We start from the raw sequence: 17,300 nt of genomic DNA, 5'->3' as shown, positions 1-17,300 counted from the left end.
TCGCCCCCCGCCTACAGCAGTTCCATGTAGTAATCCCATTCCCAGGGATCCACACGGTTGTTGAAGGCCGGCGTGCCGTAATCCGCAAACTGGGCCTTGGCCGTCTGCACCTCGAACTTCTTCACCGCCAGCACCAGCTTGACGAATTCCGGATCCAGCACCTCGTGCAGGGACGTATCCTGCTCGAATTCCCGGATGGCCTCTTCCAGACTGTGCGGCAGCACGGGCACGTCGTTTCTGGTATAGGCGATGTCCATGATGGGATCGGGCAGGGGCGGATTGGACCGCAGCCCCTCCAGCCCGGCGGCCAGGGTGCTCACGGCCATCAGGTACGGGTTGGACCCGCCGCACGCCAGCCGGTTCTCAAAGTGCGTGCTCTGGCCGCGGCAGCCCTTGAGGCGAATGCCCACGGTGCGGTTCTCCATGCCCCAGGTGGCGCTGTGCGGGGCAAAGGAATTCACGCGGTAGCGCTTGTAGCAGTTGATGGTGGGCGCGGTGAACACGGTGTTGGCCCGGGCATGCTTGAGCAGGCCGGCCAGGAACCTGCGGGCCAGATCCGTCAGGCCGCAGGCGCCGTCTGGATCATCAAAAACATTCTTGCCGGTCTGCTTGTCGATGAGACTCACATGAAAGTGGGACCCCGAGCCGCTGGAATCGATGAAGGGCTTGGTCATCCAGGTGGCCATGTAGCCGTGCTGCAGGGCGATTTCCTTGGCCCCCATCTTGAAGAGCATGGCCGTGTCCGCAGCGGGCAGGCCGTCCTTGTAATAGAGATTCAGTTCCTGCTGGCCCGGGCCATGCTCGGAATTCTGGGTGATGATGCGCACGCCGGCCTGCTCCATCTTGCGCATCAGATCGTAGGTGAAGTCCATGTCGAAGTTGTTCTTGAGCGTCACGAAGATGGGCTGCCCGCCGTAGACCGGCTGGCGGGTGTCCTTGTGCAGCACGTAGAATTCAAACTCGTAGCCCAGGCGGCAGATGAAGCCGAGATCGTCGTACGCCTGCAGGAGCTTCTTGAGCAGCAGCCGGGGGGAGGCCATGGCCGGCGTGCCGTCGTACCAGTAGGGATCCACAATGATGTTCGCCGTGTGCGGGGCCCAGGGCAGCACGGTGAACGTGGACAGATCCGGCACGGTGCAGTGGTCCGCAAAGGCCACTTCCTCGGCATAGCCCGTGCCGCTGGGCACCATGGACTGAATGTCCAGCCCCAGCAGGCCGCCGTAGAAGTTCAGCCCGTTTTCCACGTAATCCATGAAGCTGTTGATGGGCACGGTCTTGCTGCGGGAGACGCCGTACAGATCGGCCTGCTCGAAGCGGACAAAATGGATGTCGTGTTCGCGGATGGTCTGCTTGATGCTGTCGAGGGAACTGGAGCGTTGCTGGAACATGGTCATGCCTGCACCCTTTCTGCCGCGGCAATCCGCGGGCGGGAATCATGCTGTTTGACAAATATGCGGAGCATGCTTCCCCTCTATCAAGGGCCGTGCCAGAACGGGCGCACAGGAAATATCCTTCTTTTACAGTAAATTGAGTCGCAATCCAGCCCGGCCATAGGCGGACAATCCCGGGCTGATTCCCTCGCAATTCTTAGAATCGAGAATCATTGGTGAGAATCTCTGGCGCCCGCAGGCGCATTGATCGTTTGTTCCGTGCAATTTCAGGCGATTGTCAGACTGCGGTCGCGTTTGCCTTTTGGGTCGTTCCGCGATAGCCTGACGCGACTGATTGACAGAATTGCATAAATCGACCCGCCGCGCGGAGGCTCCCATGCCCTGCAGTTTCGCGCACTTTGCCGAGGGATGCCCCAGCCCCCTGGCCAGCTTCGACGCCAAGCGCCGCCTGACCTATGCCAACCCCGCCTTCTGCGCCACATTCCTTGGCGGGGACGATCAGGCCTCCGGCCGCGGCCTGGCCGATCTCGGCCTGCCGCCCTCCCTGGCCGCCTCCCTGGCCCAGGGGCTGAACCGTGCCCGCCGCACCGGCCAGGAGCAGGCCTTCATCTGGGATCCCTGTCCGGATTGGTACCTGGATGCCGGCCAGCAGCCGTACCGCTGTCGCTGCATCCCGGCGGACCGCGACGGTGGCGGTCAGGCGGTGGTGGAATTTCGGGAGGTGCCGGACGCCGAGCGCCTCAAGAAGGCCCTGCTGACCGAACGCCAAGTGCGCCGCGAGGCCGAGCGCCTCAAGGAGCGGGGCCGCGAGCTGTTTTACAACGTCATCGACGAGGTGCCCATCTTCGTCTACATGCAGCGCCGCGACTACACCGTGGCCTATGCCAACCGCAAAACCCGCGACCTGTACGGCCCCACCGAGGGCCGGCTGTGCTATGAAGTCTTTGGCGGCCGCACCTCGCCCTGTCCGGTCTGCCCTACCTTCCGCGTGTTCGAGACCGGCAAGACCGAGAGCTGGCAGTTTACGGACCGCCAGGGCCGGACCTTTCACGTCTACGATTATCCCTTCGAGGACGAACACGGCGAGCCCCTGGTGATGGAGCTGGGCATCGACGTCACCGAGCTCAAGCGCGTGGAGCGGGAGCTGTATCAGGCCCAGAAGATGCGGGCCATCGGCGTGCTGGCCGGGGGCATTGCCCACGATCTGAACAACAACCTCGTGCCCATCATCTTCAACCTGGATTACGTCCTGGGCCGGCTGGCCGGAGAGGCAGACCGCGCCCCCCTGGCCGAGGCCCTGCGCGCCGCCTACCGCGCCGCGGATCTGGTGGAACAGGTGCTGGAATTCGGCCGCCGGCAGCATGTCAGCCGCGAACCGCTGCGCCTGGAGCCGCTGCTGCAGGAGCATCTGGCCCTGTTCCGCGCCTCCCTGCCCCGCAACGTCCGCCTGGATCTGCGCTGCGAGGTCGATGCCGCCGCCGGCCAGGATTGCGTGCTGGCCAATGCCGGCCAGATGCAGCAGCTGCTGGACAATCTGTGCCGCAACGCCGTGCAGGCCATGCCCGATGGCGGGCTGCTGCGCGTGCAGCTGCGCGGCTTCCGCATGCCGGGGCAAGGACAGGGGCAGGGGCAGGGGCAGGCGGCCGGCAGCGGGCAGGCTGCGCCCCATCCCGGCCTTGCGCCGGGCGAGTACGCGGCCCTGCGCGTGGCGGACACGGGCCAGGGCATTGAACCGGACCGGCTGGAACGGATCTTCGAGCCCTTCTACACCACCAAAAAAGGCGCCGGCGGCACGGGCATGGGGCTGGCCGTGGTGCATTCCATCGTGGCCAGTTGCGGCGGCATCATCGCCGTGAACAGCGTCCCGGGCCGGGGCACGGTCTTTGAAATCCTCCTGCCCCGCTGCGAGGCCGGCCCGGCCGAGTCCCCCGGACCGCCCGGACCGCCCGGACCGCCCGGACCAGCCCCCCTGCCCGCCCGGACCCCGCCGCCGCGGCATGCCGGCCCGGAACACGGCCATCTGCTGTTGGTGGATGACGATCAGGCCGCACTCCAGGCCATGGACCGGGTGCTGCGGGAGGCCGGCTATCAGGTGACGGCCGCCGCCAGCGCCGCCGAGGGGCTGGAGGCCTTCCGCCAGGCCGGGGGCCGGTTCAACCTTGTGCTGGCCGACCACTTCATGCCGGACATGGACGGCCTGGAGATGGCGTCCCGACTGCTGGCCCTGGACGCCTCGGCCAGAATCGTCATGTGCACCGGCCACGTGGAACCGGCCCTGGAGCGCCGGGCCATCGCCGCCGGGGTGGTGGATTTCCTCATGAAACCCATGACCCCGCGAACCCTGGCGGAATGCGTCCGCCGGCATTGCCGGTAGAAGGAACCCACCCATGGCCCGAGTGCTGATCATCGACGACGACGACTTCATCCGCAGCAGCCTGGCCCGCTGTTTTGCCGATCTCGGTCACGAGACGCTGCTTGCCGCCAATCTGCAGGAGGGGCTGGCCCAGGCCGAGGCCGGGGCGGATGTGATCTATCTGGATCTCGGCCTGCCCGACGGCGACGGCAAGGCCGCCATCGATCAGCTGGCCGCCACGGCCACGCGGCCGGAAATCATCGTCATCACCGGCCTGGGCGACAACTACGGCGCGCGGGAAGCCCTGGCCTGCGGCGCCTGGGACTACCTGCGCAAGCCGGCCTCGCCGCACCAGGTCAAGGCCTCCCTGGCCGGGGCCCTGCATTATCGCGCCTCCCGGCACCAGGATGCCGCCCTGCCCCAGGCTTTCAACGCCTGTGGCATCCTTGGCGAGTCGGCCAGCATGAGCCGCGTCAAGCACCTGCTGGCCCGGGCCGCCCAGAGCGAGGCCAATGTGCTCATCACCGGCGAAACCGGCGTGGGCAAGGAACTGGCCGCCAAGGCCGTGCACGCCAACAGCCCCCGGGCCGGCGGGCCGTTTGTGGTGGTGGACTGCTCCACCATGTCCAGACAACTGGTGGAAAGCCAGCTCTACGGGCACATGCGCGGCTCCTTCACCGGGGCGCATGCCGACCACGCCGGGCTGGTGGCCGCGGCCCATGGTGGGGTGCTGTTTCTGGATGAAGTGGGCGAACTGCCCCTGACCCTGCAGAAGTCCCTGCTGCGCGTGCTGCAGGAACGTCGCTACCGGCCCGTGGGCGGCACCCGGGAACTGGTCAGCGATTTTCGGCTGGTGGCGGCCACCAACCGGGATCTGGACGCCATGACCGCGGCCGGCGCCTTCCGGGGCGACCTGCTCTTCCGCCTGCGGACCATGGACGTGACCCTGCCGGCCCTGCGCGAGCGCGGTGACGATCTGCTGCTGCTGGCGCGGCACTTCGCGGCCAAAAGCTGCTCGCGTTACCGGCTGCCGCAGAAACTCCTCTCGCCGCACCTGCTCCAGGCCCTGGGTGGATACGACTGGCCCGGCAACGTCCGGGAGCTGGGCAATGTCATGGAGGCAGCGGTCATCGAAGCCGGGCAGGATCCTGCGCTGTATCCCAAACACCTGCCGCCGCATGTGCGGCTGTCCGCCATCGGCGAGGCTGAGGCGGCGGCCCCAGTCCTGTCCCCTCCCGTAACACCAGCCGCCCTGCCGGCCCCATTGTCCACGTATGACGCATTCAAGGCGGCCCAGGATCGCCAGTATTTTCAGCAGCTGCTGGAGATCACCGGGCCGGATGTGGTCCGGGCCAGCCAGATTTCCGGCCTCAGCGTGCCCAGCATCTACCGCCGGCTGCAGCAGATCGGCCTGCCCACCCCGGGCAAGGTCCGGCGCTGACAACACGCCCGGGAACTGAAGACGGCCCTACGCCCCGCCCAGGGCCGTCACCACCAGCCAGGCGGTGTAGCCCAGGTAACAGGCCGTCAGCACGGCCCCTTCCGGCCGGGTGATGGCTCCGGGCCGGCGCAGGCCATAGCCCAGCACGAACAGGGAAAGCGTGAGCAGGCCCATGACCGGCATGTCGCGCAACAGCACGTCGCGGGTAACGTCCATGGGGTGGATCATGCCGGCGATGCCCACCACCACCAGCGTATTGAACAGATTGGAGCCGATGATGTTGCCCAGGGCGATGTCGTCCTCTCCCTTGCGGGCCGCGGCCACGGAAGAGGCCAGCTCCGGCAGGGAAGTGCCCAGGGCCACGATGGTCAGGCCGATCAGCAGATCGCTCACGCCGAAAGAGTGCGCAATCTCCACCGCCCCCCAGACCAGCAGCCGCGAACTGATGATGAGCAGCACCAGCCCGACGCCCACCCAGAACAGCGCCTTGTTGATGGGCATGGATTTCGTTGCCAGCTCCAGGGCCACTTCCTCGCCCAGGGCATCGGGACTATCAGGCAATTCGGCCTCGCCGGGCGCTCCGAGCAACCCGTTGCGCCGCTGCCGCAACCCCTGGCGGATGGTCCAGGCCATCAATCCGGCAAACACCAGCAGCAGCAGCCCCGCATCCAGGCGCGAAAGCCGGCCGTCCCACAGCAGCAGCACGGTGAGCAGCGTCACCCCGGCCAGGATGGGCAACTCCTTGCGCAGCACCTGGGAGTGCACGGCAATGGGGCTGATCATGGCCGAGATGCCCACAATGCAGGCGATGTTGGTGATGTTGGAGCCGTAGGCATTGCCCAGGGCAATGCCCGGCACCCCCTGCAGGGAGGCCAGGGCCGAGACGACCATCTCCGGCGCAGACGTCCCGAAGCCCACCACCACCATGCCGATGAGCAGGGGCGGCATGCCAAAATGCCGGGCGGCAACCGCGGATCCTTCCACAAAACGGTCCGCACTCCAGACGAGCAGCGCCAGGCCGCAGACCATCGCGAACAACGCCAATACCATGAGTGGAAACTCCAAAAAATTCGGGGGGAATTGATCAAAAAATCGACCGAATCCGTGCTCCCTCGCACGCCCCTGCGCCTTTGTCAAAGCCTGTCGGACAAACGAGCGACGGCGGACAGGGCCAAAGCCCCATCCGCCGTCCTGTCATGCGCTGCGGCAAGCGGTGACGGTTACAGCATCAATAAATCATTTCCTCTTCCTTGATCTGGAAGCTGAAATGCTTGAACACCCAGGCCTGATACAGGATAATCGCCGGCACCATCACCAGCGCCACGCCCAGCATGATCTGCAGGGTCAGGGGGCTGGAGGCGCCGTTGTGGATGGTCACGGAATGTTCGGGACCAATGGACGACGGCAGCAGCGCCGGGAAGATCCCGGCCACGCCGAAGGCCGTGGTGCCGAAGATGGTGGCCGCGGAGAAGATCCAGCTCTGCCACAGGTTGCGTTTGCCCAGGGCCACGCGGGTGAGCACCAGGCCGGCCACGGGGATCATGGGGATGAAGAGCAGGAACGGATACTTGAGGTAGTTGGCGTACAGATCCGTGGCCAGGGCCGAGGCCGCCAGGAAAACGACCGCCAGCAGCACCAGGGCCGGCCAGATCTCCTCGGCCGCCCGGATGGCCCGCTGCCGCATGCTGGCGGGGGACTTGATGGCCAGCCACACTGCGCCATGGTAGCAGAAGGCCGTCACAAACAGCAGGCCGCCGGCCAGGGCGTAGGGGTTCAGCAGCCCGAAGAAGCTGCCCTGGCTCACGCCATTCTCCAGGGGCAGGCCCATGAAGATGTTCGAGAATGCCACACCCAGCAGCAGGGCCGGCAGGAAGCTGCCCAGCACGTGGCAGATGTCCATGAATTTCTTCATGGTCGGGCTCTCGCTCAGGTGGCGGAACTCAAAGGTCACGCCGCGGAAGATGAGGGCAAAGAGCAGCAGGTACAGCGGGGTGTACAGCTGGGAGAACATCACCGCGTACACCTCGGGGAAGGCGGCGAAGGTCACGCCGCCGGCAGTGATGAGCCACACTTCATTGCCATCCCAGAAGGGTCCCTGGGCGTTGTACATGATGCGTCGGTCGGTCTCGTTCTTGGCCAGGAAGGGCATGAGTGTGCCGATGCCGAAATCAAAGCCATCCAGCACGAAGTACATGGCCCACAGAACGCCCCAGAGGATGAACCAAATGGTCTCCAACATGGCAATCTCTCCTTAGGCGGCTTTGGGTTCAGAGGTGCTGGCCTTTTCCGGCCCCTTCACCGCATACTTGCGCAGCAGGAAGAAGTCGATGAGCCCGAGCAGGGTGTAGACCACGAAGAATGCGCCCAGGGAGACCGCCACCTGCGTGGCGCTCACGCCCACGGAGTGCGCGTTCTCGGTGCGCATGAGCCCCCAGACGATCCACGGCTGCCGGCCGATTTCCGCCACGGCCCAGCCGAACTCCAACGCCAGATACGGCAGGGGGATGGCATACACCAGCACCCGCAGCAGCGTCCGCTTGGTTTCAATCTTGTTGCGCCACAGCCAGGCCATGGCCCCCAGGGCGATGAAGAGCGTGCCCAACCCCACCATGGCCCGGAAGCTCAGGAAGGTCAGGGTTACGGGAGGGCGGTCTTCCTTGGGCCATTCCTTCAGGCCCTTCACTTCCGCCATGGGATCATTGAAGGCCAGGATGGAGAGCACATACGGAATCTTGAGGAATTCCACAAGATTGCGCTCGTTGGCTTCGTCCGGAATCACCAGCAAAGACATGCCGGCCGGCTTTTCCGTCTCCCACAAGGATTCCATGGCCGCCATCTTGGTGGGCTGCAGCCGGGCCACCTGGTTGCCGTGGTGGTGCCCCTGCACGGCCACCAGCACCGAGAAGATGATGGCGAACGCCGCCCCGAACTTGAACGAGCGTTTGAAGAAATCCATCTCGTTGTTGCGCAGCAGATGCCAGGCGGAAATGCCCATCACGAAAAAGCCGGCGAGCATCCACGCCCCGGACACGGTGTGGAAGAACTGGCTCCAGCCAAAGCCGTTGGTCACCACCTCATAGAAGCTGTCCAACTCGGCGCGACCGTTGCGAATGACGTAGCCCACGGGATTCTGCATGAAGCCGTTGGCCAGCAGGATCCAGATGGCGGACAGGTTGGTGGCGATGGCCACAATCCAAATGGCTGCATTGTGCATCTTTTTGGAGAGCCGGTCCCAGCCGAAGACCCAGACCGCGATGAAGGTGGACTCCAGGAAGAAGGCCACCGTGGCCTCCACGGCCAGCAGCGAGCCGAAGATATCCCCCACAAACGAGGAATACCGGGCCCAGTTGGTGCCGAACTGGAACTCCAGGGTAATGCCCGTCACCACGCCCAGGGCGAAGTTGATGAGGAACAGCCGGCCCCAGAACTTGGCCATGCGTTTATAGGTTTCGTCGCCAGTGCGGACGTATTTCGTCTCCATCATGGCGACCAGGACAGAGAGTCCCAGCGTCAGCGGGACAAACAGGAAGTGAAAAAAGGACGCAACGGCAAATTGCCATCGCGACAACAACAAGGCGTCCATGTAAAACTCCTTGCGTACCGTTAAAGGTCACTCAGGGTGGTATATCCATCGGGCAATCTTGCGCCCGAGTTGGTTGCCTCGGGGGGATGCCCCCCCATAAGACGAAAGCTGACATTTTTTTAACGGAGAACAGAAAAAATGCAACAACCAGGGGCTATTTGAACATCATTTTTACCCCGCACGCGCGCATTTTACCATTAACTTACTGATTTTCAAGACTAACATAATCTTCTCCGCCACCCGCCCGCCCAGGCCGCGGGCAATGCCCGCTTCCTCGTTGTCCTCCTGGCCCAAAGAGGCTAGTGGAAACAAAGCATCACCAAAGACAAGGAGCGCTGCATGATTGTCCGAGCGTCCACCATCCTGCTGCTGTGCGCCATCCTGCTGGCCCTGCCTGCCGCCGCCGCCCGGGCCCAGCACCTGCTGCCTGCGGACGGCTTCAACAAGGTGGCCTGGGGCACGCGCCTGGACCAGACCCCGGGCTTTCATGCCCTGGCCACTCAGGGGCCCCTGGCCATCTACGCTCAGGAACAGAGCGACTACACCTTCGGCGGCTTCGGTGTGGTAAAAATCTATTACGCCGCGCAGAACGGCGTGTTCTTTGCCGCGTACATGCGCATGCGCAACGAAAACATGTACCGCCAGATCCACAACAGCCTGCGCCTTGAGCTGGGCCAGCCCGAACGTCAGGCAGACACCAGCATCGAAACCTCGCGCTGGAGCCGCGGGGGCGTCCTGGCCCTCATGCAGCACAGCAAGATCAACAACGACTCCCGCCTGTGTTATGTCTCCCAGGCCCATGTGGACGCCGAAACCCTGGCCAGGGCCGATGCGCTCTTCGCCACCATTAACACCTCCACGATGGAACGCGACACCTGGAAGAATCCCAAGACCTTTGATCTGGACCTTTTCATCAAGAAATAACCCCCCCATGCACCTGCGCTGGAAACTCCTCATCCTTCTGCTGCTCTTCGCCGTGGCCCCCATGCTGGCCAGCCGGCTGTACAATGCCAGGGCCTTTCAGGACATGCGCCTGGATTTGGTGCGTCAGACCAACGCCACTCTGGTGGAACGCGCCCGCCAGGCAGTCACCATGCAGGTGCTGGACCATGCCCGGCACATCCGGCTGCAGGAAGAACTGCTCGAACTGGCCGTACAGATGCAGGCCGCGGGCCTGGCCTGGGAGCAGGGCAAGCTCCCGGGCCCTGGCGGCATGCTGCTCAGGCCGGGCATGTTCCGGCATCGCATGCCCGACGCCGCCCCGCCTTCGTCACCAGGGCCGGCATCGCCGCCGGACACCGTCTTCGAAGCCGTGGCCTCCCGCTTCGGGCAGCGTCTGCTCTGGCAGGCCGCCCGCCTGCCGGATGCGCCCTTCACGGTGTATCCGCCGCCAGCCACCCGGCACGATGCCGTCACGCTGGCGCACCTGCTGGAAGCCCTGCCCCGGAGCGACCAGCCCTTCTGGTCCGACCCCTTCCAAGATCCCCTGTCCGGCCAGCTGGCCCTGGCCGTGTCCATGGGCAACGCCACCACCAGCTTTGCCGTGTGCGTCGTGGCCGCTCACACCCTGCTGCACGGCGGTGGGCACCTGGACAACCTGTCCCCGCGCCTGGAAACCATGCTCGTACGGCCGGATCCCGGCGGCAGCGGCCTGCAAGCGCTGGCCGTGCAGGAGCGGCCGCAGGGAGAAGGGCATGACACGCTCTCCATGGACTGGCGGCAAGGCAAGACCGTCATCGCCGGCGGGGAACGCATGCTCGCGGACCTGCAGGCCGAGCGCGCCGGCTCGGCCATCCTGAAACGCGAGGAAGCCCCCAACGAGCCGGCCATGCTCTGGGCCTATGCCCCCCTGGGTCGCGACCGCCTGTCCCTGCTGGCCTGCCTGCCCCTGGACGATGTGACCGCGGAAACCGTGGCCATGCAATCCTTCATCGACCGCCGCCTGGCCGCCTTGCGCGCCTTCAGCGCCAGTTCCTTTGCGGTGCTGATGGTCCTGGCCTTCTGCTGCTCCCTCATCGTTTCCCGCCGCATGCACCAGCGCGTGATGCGGCTCCTGCACGGCTTTGCCCAGGTGGCCCGCGGCAACTTCGCCGTCCGGGTGGACGCCACCTCCCGCGACGAGCTGGGCCAGCTGGCCCGGTCCTTCAACGCCATGGTGCCGGCCCTGGAGGAACGGTTCCGCATCATGGAGGCCCTGGATCTGGCCCACGCCATGCAACAGCGGCTGCTGCCCCAGGCGCCGCCAGTCGTGCCCGGCCTGGAGCTGGCCGGCGCCTGCCTGTACTGCGAAGCCACGGGTGGAGATTTTTACGACTTCCTCACCCCCTCGGCCCGGGCCGTGGATGTGGTGGTGGGCGATGTGACCGGCCACGGCCTGTCCGCGGCCCTGCTCATGGCCACCACCCGGGCCAGCCTGCGCCAACGCGCGGCCCTGCGCTCGGTCTGCTGCGGCGAAGTGCGGCTGGCCTGCAACATCAACGACGTCAACCGCCAGCTCTGCCGCGACCTGGCCCTCTCCGGCAACTTCGTCACCCTGGCCTGCCTGCGCATCATCCCCCGCACTGGCGAGATGGCCTGGATCCGCGCCGGACACGATCCGGCCCTGCTCTACAACCCCGCGGACCACTCCTTCCTGGAACTCGGCGGCGCGGGCATTCCTCTGGGTGTGGAAGAACAATGGCGCTACGAGGAGCAGGCGCACCTCCTGCCGGCGGATCACATTCTGGCCATCGGCACCGACGGCATCTGGGAAACCCAGAATCCCGCGGGCGAGCGCTACGGCAAAACCCGCTTCCGCGCCGCCCTGCAGCGCCTGACCACCCCGGAGGCCACCCTGCAGGAGATTCTGGACGGCCTGCTGCAGGATGTGGCCGGCTTCCGCCGCCACGTGCCCCAGGAAGACGACGTGACCCTGGTGCTCCTGCGCCGCCGCCTCCTGGCCACACTCCCCGGCAACCTGCTTGACGCCGACCCAGACGATGACGATGCTGACGGCGAAGACACCACCTGCCGTGCGAACCTTTCCGGAGGACCCTCCCGGTGACCCCCCCAGCCTCCCCAGTCTCTCCCCTGCTTGAGGCCCTGTCCCAGGAAGACATCGGCGCAGTGCGCGTGCATGCCCCCCTGGCAGACTATTGCACCTGGCGCATGGGCGGCCCTGCCGACCTGCTGGTGGAACCCGCCTCGGCCGCGCATCTGGCCCGCATCCTCGCCTGGTGCCGTGAACACGGGGCGCCGTGCGTGGTCATCGGCGAAGGCTCCAACCTGCTGTTTGACGATGCCGGCCTGCGCGGCGTGGTGGTCCGCCTGGGGCCGGCCTTCGCCTCCCTGCACATCCAGGGCACCCGCATCGCCGCCGACGCCGGGGTCCACGTGGCCGATCTGGCCTGGGCCGCCCAGCGCGCCGGTCTGGCCGGACTGGAACACGCCGTGGGCATTCCCGGCACCCTGGGGGGGCTGGTGGCCATGAACGGCGGCAGCCGTCGCCAGGCCATCGGGGATGTGATTGTCCGCGTCTCGGCCGTGGACCACACCGGCGCCCTGCTCGACTTTCCCTGCGTCGCCTGCGGCTTCGGCTACCGCACCAGCGTGTTCCAGCGCAATGGCTGCATCGTCGTGGGCGCGGAACTGGACCTGCCCCGGGGCGATCCTGCCGCCATCAAGGCCGCCATGGAGGCGGACGTGGCCGAACGCGAGGCCAAGTTCCCCCTGGATCTGCCCAGCTGCGGGTCCGTGTTCAAGAACTCGGACGCCATGTACGCCGCCTTCGGCCCTCCGGGAAAGGTGATCGAAGACACGCAACTCAAAGGGCTGACCGTGGGCCAGTGTCAGGTTTCATCAAAACATGCGAATTTTTTTGTGAATCTTGGCGGCGCGTCGTCCGCGGACATGCTGGCGCTCATCGGCGAGGTCCGGGCCCGGGTCTGCGAGCGCACGGGGATCCAGATGGAATGCGAGGTCCGCTATGTGTCCCCGCAGGGTGCCATCATGCCGGCCCACGACGCCGCGCCGCAGCCATAGCACGCCCCCAGAACCACCTTTCCAAAGATTTTTTGTAGCTATTCCAAAGCACTATGAAGGCTTTGGAAGGGGAGAGCGCGAGNAACCTTTTGCAAAAAGGTTTTCCCTCTCACAACGTCCTTTTTCAACATTAAACAAAAAGACCATGCCCTACAGCCGTCCCGGGCCCGGCAGGGGGAAGCGCAGCCGCACGGTGGTGCCGGTCTCCTCGGAGGTGTCCAGCTCTATGCGGCCGCCATGGGCCTCGGTGATGCGGCGGGCAGAGTATGTGCCCAGGCCGGTGCCGCCGCGCTTGCCGTGGGTGACGTACTTTTCGAAGAACCGTGACCGGATAGGGGCAGGCACGGCCCCGGGGTTGTGGATGGCGATCTCGTAGCCTGTCACGTCCACCGCCACATCCACCGTCACCATGCTGCCAGGAGGCGCGGCCTCCAGGGCATTGAGCAACAGATTGAACAGCATGGTGGCATACAGATGCGGCATGCAGGCCAGCTGCAGGGAGAGCTCCCCGTCCACGGGGCGGCCGTGCAGCAGTACGCGGATGTCCGTGTCCCGGCCCTGGAACTGCCCCAGCAGTTCTTCCCGCAGGGAGCGGAGAATCTGAAAGAGGTCGCACGGCTGGGGCACGAAGTGGAAATCCCCGAGCTCGATATGATACAGGTCTGTGGAACTGTTGATCATATCCAGAAGGCGCTTGGAGGCGCTGCTCACGATTTCCCAGGTGGGCTGCTGGCTGCCGGAAAAGGTGGTGTCTGAGGCGTAGAGCCTGCTCAGGCTGTGAATGGCGGCGACGGGCCCGCGCAGGTCGTGGTAGAGGATGCGGTCCACCTCTTTCTTGAGGATTTCCAGCTCCTTTTGCCGGGAGATATCCTGCATGACCCAGACCTCGCCCGCGTTCGGCTGGTCGGAATCGATGCAGCGGCAGGAAATGCTGACCCACTTGTACGCGCCCGAGGCGCTGCGCAGCCGGTGCTCGCCGGCGTGGCTTTCGGCCGACAGAAACTCCGTCATGCGCCGGCCCTGCAGGGCCTCAATATCCTGATCCAGCAGGCGGGCCAGGGCCTCATTGGCCTCCACGATGACCCCCTCGCGCGTGAGCAGGGCAATCCCCACGGCATTGCTGTGAAACAGGGCATGATAATGGGCCCGGCTTTCGGCCATGCCCCGGTAGGCGGTCTTGCGCTTCTCCACTTCCTGCTGCAGCTCGGCCAGGGCCTGTTCCAGTTCGACCGTGCGTTCCTGCACGGCGGTGGCCAGGGACTGCTTGGCCTCCAGCAGGGCCTGGCGGGTGCGCTGCTCTTCGGTGACATCCTGGAGGGCGCACAGCCACACCGTGTCCGCCTCCAGGGAGGAGATGCGCATGGTCATGCGGCGGACTTCCAGCCGGCCCAGAAAACTCCGGCCGTTATGCGCACGGAACGCCACCTCGCCCCGCAGGGGGATGCGCTGATCCCAGGGGCAGGAGAGCAGCTCCTTGAAGGCATACAGGTATTCCGGCCGTACGAACTGGCTGAGGCGCTGGCCCTCCAGCACCCCCTTGGGCAGGCAGAAACACTCGCAGGCCAGGGCGTTGGCCTCGCGCACCACGCTGTCCTGCTCCAGCACCAGATACCCCACAGGGGCCAAGGTGAAGAGATCGTGCAGAAATTGCTTGGAGGACTCCAGGGCCAGGCGGGCGTCTTGCAGCTCCTGGTTTTGCAACTCCAGCTCCACCTGGTGCACGGAGAGTTCGTGCATCAGCGCCTCGGTGGACATCTGCGCCACCGCTTCCGGACCAAGCTGCCGGGAACGCAGCAGTTCCTGGGCCAGCTGACGCAGCAGGTCGTGCCTGTCCCGGGTCAGGGGCAGGGGTTTGGTGGTGATACGGGCCGGCATGGCTTCCCTCGCTCCTTGCCAATGGGTTGGCCGTTCAACGCGGCGTCTCACCGCAGCACGGTGCGGCAGGCAGGCGCACCGTGGCGCGCAGGCCGCCTTCCGGGCGGTTATCCAAGGTCAACGTCCCGCCGAGCAGGCCCACCAGCCGGCAGGCCATGGACAGCCCCGCCCCCAACCCGCCATGGGCGCGGGTGAGGCTGTCGTCTCCTTGCACGAAGAGCCCACAGACCTGCCCCAGCTGCGGCGACGGGATGCCCGGGCCGGTGTCCTCGATAACAAACACCAGCCCGTCCGCCGCCTGCCGGCAGCTGGCGCACACCACGGCGCCGGCTCCGGGCGGGGTGAACTTGACGGCATTGCCCAGCAGGGCCAGCAAGGCCTGCTTGAGGCGGACGGCGTCCGTCCGGATGCAGGCCAGGGAGCCGTTTCCGGTGGGGTCCACAGCCCAGTCCAGACGCAGCCCTTTGGCCCGGGCCACGGGAGCCATGCTCTGGCACACGGCGTCGAGCACGAGTTCGGGCGCCACGTCCGCGGGCAGCATCTCCAGGGCGTCGGCCTCCATGGCCGCCAGATCCAGCAGGTCCTGAAACAGTTCCACCAGCCCGGCCACCCCGGCCCGGGCCATATCCACCAGCTCGCGATCCTGCGGTTCACGCACTGTGGCGAGCAGGATTTCCGTCAAGGACATGAGCCCATGCAACGGCGTGCGCAGCTCGTGACTCATGTTCCGCAAAAAGGACGTTTTGGCCCGCTGGGCGGCTTCGGCCTGCTGGCGGGCGGCCTCGTACTGGTCCAGCAACTCCACCAGTCGCCGGTTGATCTCTTCCAGCTCCTGGGCGCGGCGGCGCAGCTGGTGATCCAGGGACTGGTTTTCCGAACGCAGGGCCTCGCGCAGGGCCACGGTATCGCTGATGTCCTGAAAGGTGCACACGGCCTGGGGCACGGCGGCGGCCTGCAGGTCCTGCAGGTCCAGGGCGGAACAGTCCATGCGGGCGTGGAAGCGCAGCCCGCCGAGCCGGCGCAGCCGCAGTTCCCGCGGCCGGGCCGGCCCGCCCTCCAGGGCGACGGCCAGCAGCTCCTGAAACTCGAACAGGGAGTCCGGATCCAGGAACACGCCGAAACGCTGGCCTTCCAGGTGCGTGCGCTCCAGCCCGAGGAGCATGGAGGTGGCTTTGTTGGTGCGCAGGATGACGCCGTTGGCATCCACCAGCATGATGCCCGTGGGCGAGGTGGCCAGCAGGGCGTCTGAGAGCCGCCGGGCGGCTTCCAGCTCCTGCTGGGCATGGCGCAGCTCCTCGTTCTGCATCTCCAGCTCCACCTGATAGATGGAGAGTTCATGCATGAGCACGCGCACATCCCCGGCTTCTTCCAGCCGGGAGGCGGCCTCTATTCTATCCAGCGCGGCCTCGGCCCGCTGACGCAGGGTATCGAAGCGGTCGCCGGTGTGGGCGCGGGCAGCGCTCATCGCGTGCTCCTTTCGGGAGGGGGCTGCCGGGAGGGATCGTCCGTCTGCGTGCATGCCGGGCCTCCAGACAGGGTGAAAGAAAAGGTGCTTCCCTCGCCAGGGGTGGACTCCACCCAGATGCGACCGCCGTGGCGGGCGACGATCTTTCGGGCAATGGCCAACCCGGCGCCGCTGCCGCCGCCATAGGCGTCGCGGTGGTGCAGCCGCTTGAAGAGCATGAAGATTCGCTCCTGCAGCCCGGCCGGGATGCCGATCCCATTATCCCTGACATAATACACCACGGGAGCGGTGTCGACAAACCCTATTTCCACTTGGCCTGAGAACTTGTCGGAGTAACGCAGGGCATTGCCGATGAGGATCTGCCACAGTTCGGCAATGAGAAGCGGATCGCAGATGGCCTCGGGCAGGCGTTCGGGGATGCAGATGTGGGCGCACCGCTCCCCTTGCAACGCAGCCAGATTCTCCACGGCCTCCAGGGCCAGCTGGCGCATGTCCGTGCGGGCGCAGGCAAGCTCCGCGTGACCAAAGCGGGCCAGGGCGAGCAGATCCTGCAGTTGATCTTCCATGCGGCGGGCAAGGCGCAGGAGCTTGGCCAGCAGGGTGTGGCCTTCGGCATCCAGCTGGCTCCCGTGGTCTTCCTGCAGCAGCGAGGCATAATTGAACATGCCGCGCAGGGGTTCGCGCAGGTGGTGGGAGATGACGTGCGCCAGATCTTCCAGCTCCTGGTTGCGGCTGGCCAGCTCGCCCACGGTGTGCCGCAGCTGGGACACGGCCAGGGGCAGGGGCGTGATGTTCTGCATGGACACGAGGCAGCGGGGCGCGGCGGCCTCCCTGTCCGGCGTCAGGCGCGTGATGGAGACAATGCACCACACGGACCGGTCTGCCGTCTGGGTCAGGCGGGCTTCCTCCATCACATGCGTCTGCTGCCCGGCCAGAAGCTCGGCGAACTGGCACTCCAGGGGTTCGGCATCGTCCGGATGCGCCACGTCCTGCAGCCGCAGGGCTGTCAGCTCCTCTGCCGTACGCCCCAGCAGGGCGCAGAGGGTCTGGTTGACGTGCAGGAACCGGCCCTCGGCGTCCAGCATGGCCAGACACACGCCCTCATGCCGCAAGAGCGCGGCGCAGGCAGCCTCCTGGCCTTGGGTGTCTTGCTTCGAAACGTCCATGGACAC

At 65.9% G+C, this 17,300-nt stretch carries 12 protein-coding genes; 5 read left to right on the top strand and 7 right to left on the bottom strand.

Annotated features, from left to right (window positions below; translation table 11 throughout):
• Positions 1-11: 11 nt before the first annotated feature.
• Positions 12-1,394, bottom strand: coding sequence for a glutamine synthetase family protein (locus DGI_RS05960; protein ID WP_235619944.1), 1,383 nt, complete (start codon positions 1,392-1,394; stop codon positions 12-14).
• Positions 1,395-1,767: 373 nt separating this feature from the next.
• Between DGI_RS05960 and DGI_RS05955 the strand changes: the two genes are divergently transcribed.
• On the top strand, positions 1,768-3,765 hold the full coding sequence (locus DGI_RS05955) for a hybrid sensor histidine kinase/response regulator (protein WP_051286545.1): 1,998 nt from the start codon (positions 1,768-1,770) through the stop codon (positions 3,763-3,765).
• A gap of 13 nt (positions 3,766-3,778) precedes the next feature.
• Complete coding sequence (locus DGI_RS05950; RefSeq protein WP_021759892.1) at positions 3,779-5,185, top strand: sigma-54-dependent transcriptional regulator; 1,407 nt, start codon at positions 3,779-3,781, stop codon at positions 5,183-5,185.
• A gap of 27 nt (positions 5,186-5,212) precedes the next feature.
• On the opposite strand, the gene DGI_RS05945 is transcribed toward DGI_RS05950, so the two are convergent.
• The 3 genes from DGI_RS05945 to DGI_RS05935 form a co-directional block, all read right to left on the bottom strand.
• Complete coding sequence (locus DGI_RS05945; RefSeq protein ID WP_021759891.1) at positions 5,213-6,235, bottom strand: calcium/sodium antiporter; 1,023 nt, start codon at positions 6,233-6,235, stop codon at positions 5,213-5,215.
• Between the two features lie 178 nt (positions 6,236-6,413).
• Complete coding sequence (gene cydB / locus DGI_RS05940) at positions 6,414-7,424, bottom strand: cytochrome d ubiquinol oxidase subunit II (RefSeq protein ID WP_021759890.1); 1,011 nt, start codon at positions 7,422-7,424, stop codon at positions 6,414-6,416.
• A gap of 12 nt (positions 7,425-7,436) precedes the next feature.
• The gene (locus DGI_RS05935; protein WP_021759889.1) at positions 7,437-8,768 is read right to left on the bottom strand and encodes a cytochrome ubiquinol oxidase subunit I; all 1,332 of its coding nucleotides are present in this window, start codon (positions 8,766-8,768) and stop codon (positions 7,437-7,439) included.
• A gap of 339 nt (positions 8,769-9,107) precedes the next feature.
• Here DGI_RS05935 and DGI_RS18710 point away from each other — a divergent pair, with 339 nt between their 5' ends.
• From DGI_RS18710 to murB, 3 genes are read left to right on the top strand one after another with little or no spacing between them, the layout of a single operon-like run.
• Positions 9,108-9,692 (top strand): hypothetical protein, encoded by a 585-nt coding sequence (locus DGI_RS18710; protein WP_021759888.1) that lies wholly within the window; start codon positions 9,108-9,110, stop codon positions 9,690-9,692.
• Between the two features lie 7 nt (positions 9,693-9,699).
• Positions 9,700-11,811: a PP2C family protein-serine/threonine phosphatase gene (locus DGI_RS05925; RefSeq protein ID WP_021759887.1), complete on the top strand. Its 2,112-nt coding sequence runs from the start codon at positions 9,700-9,702 to the stop codon at positions 11,809-11,811.
• Entirely contained in the window at positions 11,808-12,788 is a 981-nt protein-coding gene (gene murB, locus DGI_RS05920) for a UDP-N-acetylmuramate dehydrogenase (RefSeq protein WP_021759886.1), read from the top strand. Before DGI_RS05925 ends, murB begins: the two co-directional genes overlap by 4 nt.
• Before the next feature lie 150 nt (positions 12,789-12,938).
• Here murB and DGI_RS17030 read toward each other — a convergent pair whose 3' ends face one another.
• The 3 genes from DGI_RS17030 to DGI_RS05905 are packed head-to-tail and all read right to left on the bottom strand — an operon-like array spanning position 12,939 to position 17,294.
• Entirely contained in the window at positions 12,939-14,663 is a 1,725-nt protein-coding gene (locus DGI_RS17030) for a sensor histidine kinase (RefSeq protein ID WP_051286543.1), read from the bottom strand.
• Between the two features lie 34 nt (positions 14,664-14,697).
• Positions 14,698-16,128, bottom strand: a complete 1,431-nt coding sequence (locus DGI_RS17025) for a PAS domain-containing sensor histidine kinase (protein ID WP_021759884.1) — start codon at positions 16,126-16,128, stop codon at positions 14,698-14,700.
• A complete protein-coding gene (locus tag DGI_RS05905) occupies positions 16,125-17,294 on the bottom strand; it encodes a sensor histidine kinase (RefSeq protein ID WP_021759883.1) in 1,170 nt (389 codons plus the stop codon). Before DGI_RS05905 ends, DGI_RS17025 begins: the two co-directional genes overlap by 4 nt.
• Positions 17,295-17,300: the final 6 nt, after the last annotated feature.

The organism is Megalodesulfovibrio gigas DSM 1382 = ATCC 19364 (assembly GCF_000468495.1).
Classification (GTDB): Bacteria; Desulfobacterota; Desulfovibrionia; order Desulfovibrionales; family Desulfovibrionaceae; genus Megalodesulfovibrio; species Megalodesulfovibrio gigas.
This window is presented reverse-complemented; position numbering and strand designations above follow the sequence as displayed.

Excerpts from the sequence above, each read along its gene's own strand:
- DGI_RS05960 (WP_235619944.1), bottom strand. The coding sequence starts at position 1,394 with ATGACCATGTTCCAGCAACGCTCCAGTTCCCTCGACAGCATCAAGCAG.
- DGI_RS05955 (WP_051286545.1), top strand. The coding sequence starts at position 1,768 with ATGCCCTGCAGTTTCGCGCACTTTGCCGAGGGATGCCCCAGCCCCCTG.
- DGI_RS05950 (WP_021759892.1), top strand. The coding sequence starts at position 3,779 with ATGGCCCGAGTGCTGATCATCGACGACGACGACTTCATCCGCAGCAGC.
- DGI_RS05945 (WP_021759891.1), bottom strand. The coding sequence starts at position 6,235 with ATGGTATTGGCGTTGTTCGCGATGGTCTGCGGCCTGGCGCTGCTCGTC.
- cydB (WP_021759890.1), bottom strand. The coding sequence starts at position 7,424 with ATGTTGGAGACCATTTGGTTCATCCTCTGGGGCGTTCTGTGGGCCATG.
- DGI_RS05935 (WP_021759889.1), bottom strand. The coding sequence starts at position 8,768 with ATGGACGCCTTGTTGTTGTCGCGATGGCAATTTGCCGTTGCGTCCTTT.
- DGI_RS18710 (WP_021759888.1), top strand. The coding sequence starts at position 9,108 with ATGATTGTCCGAGCGTCCACCATCCTGCTGCTGTGCGCCATCCTGCTG.
- DGI_RS05925 (WP_021759887.1), top strand. The coding sequence starts at position 9,700 with ATGCACCTGCGCTGGAAACTCCTCATCCTTCTGCTGCTCTTCGCCGTG.
- DGI_RS17030 (WP_051286543.1), bottom strand. The coding sequence starts at position 14,663 with ATGCCGGCCCGTATCACCACCAAACCCCTGCCCCTGACCCGGGACAGG.
- DGI_RS17025 (WP_021759884.1), bottom strand. The coding sequence starts at position 16,128 with ATGAGCGCTGCCCGCGCCCACACCGGCGACCGCTTCGATACCCTGCGT.
- DGI_RS05905 (WP_021759883.1), bottom strand. The coding sequence starts at position 17,294 with ATGGACGTTTCGAAGCAAGACACCCAAGGCCAGGAGGCTGCCTGCGCC.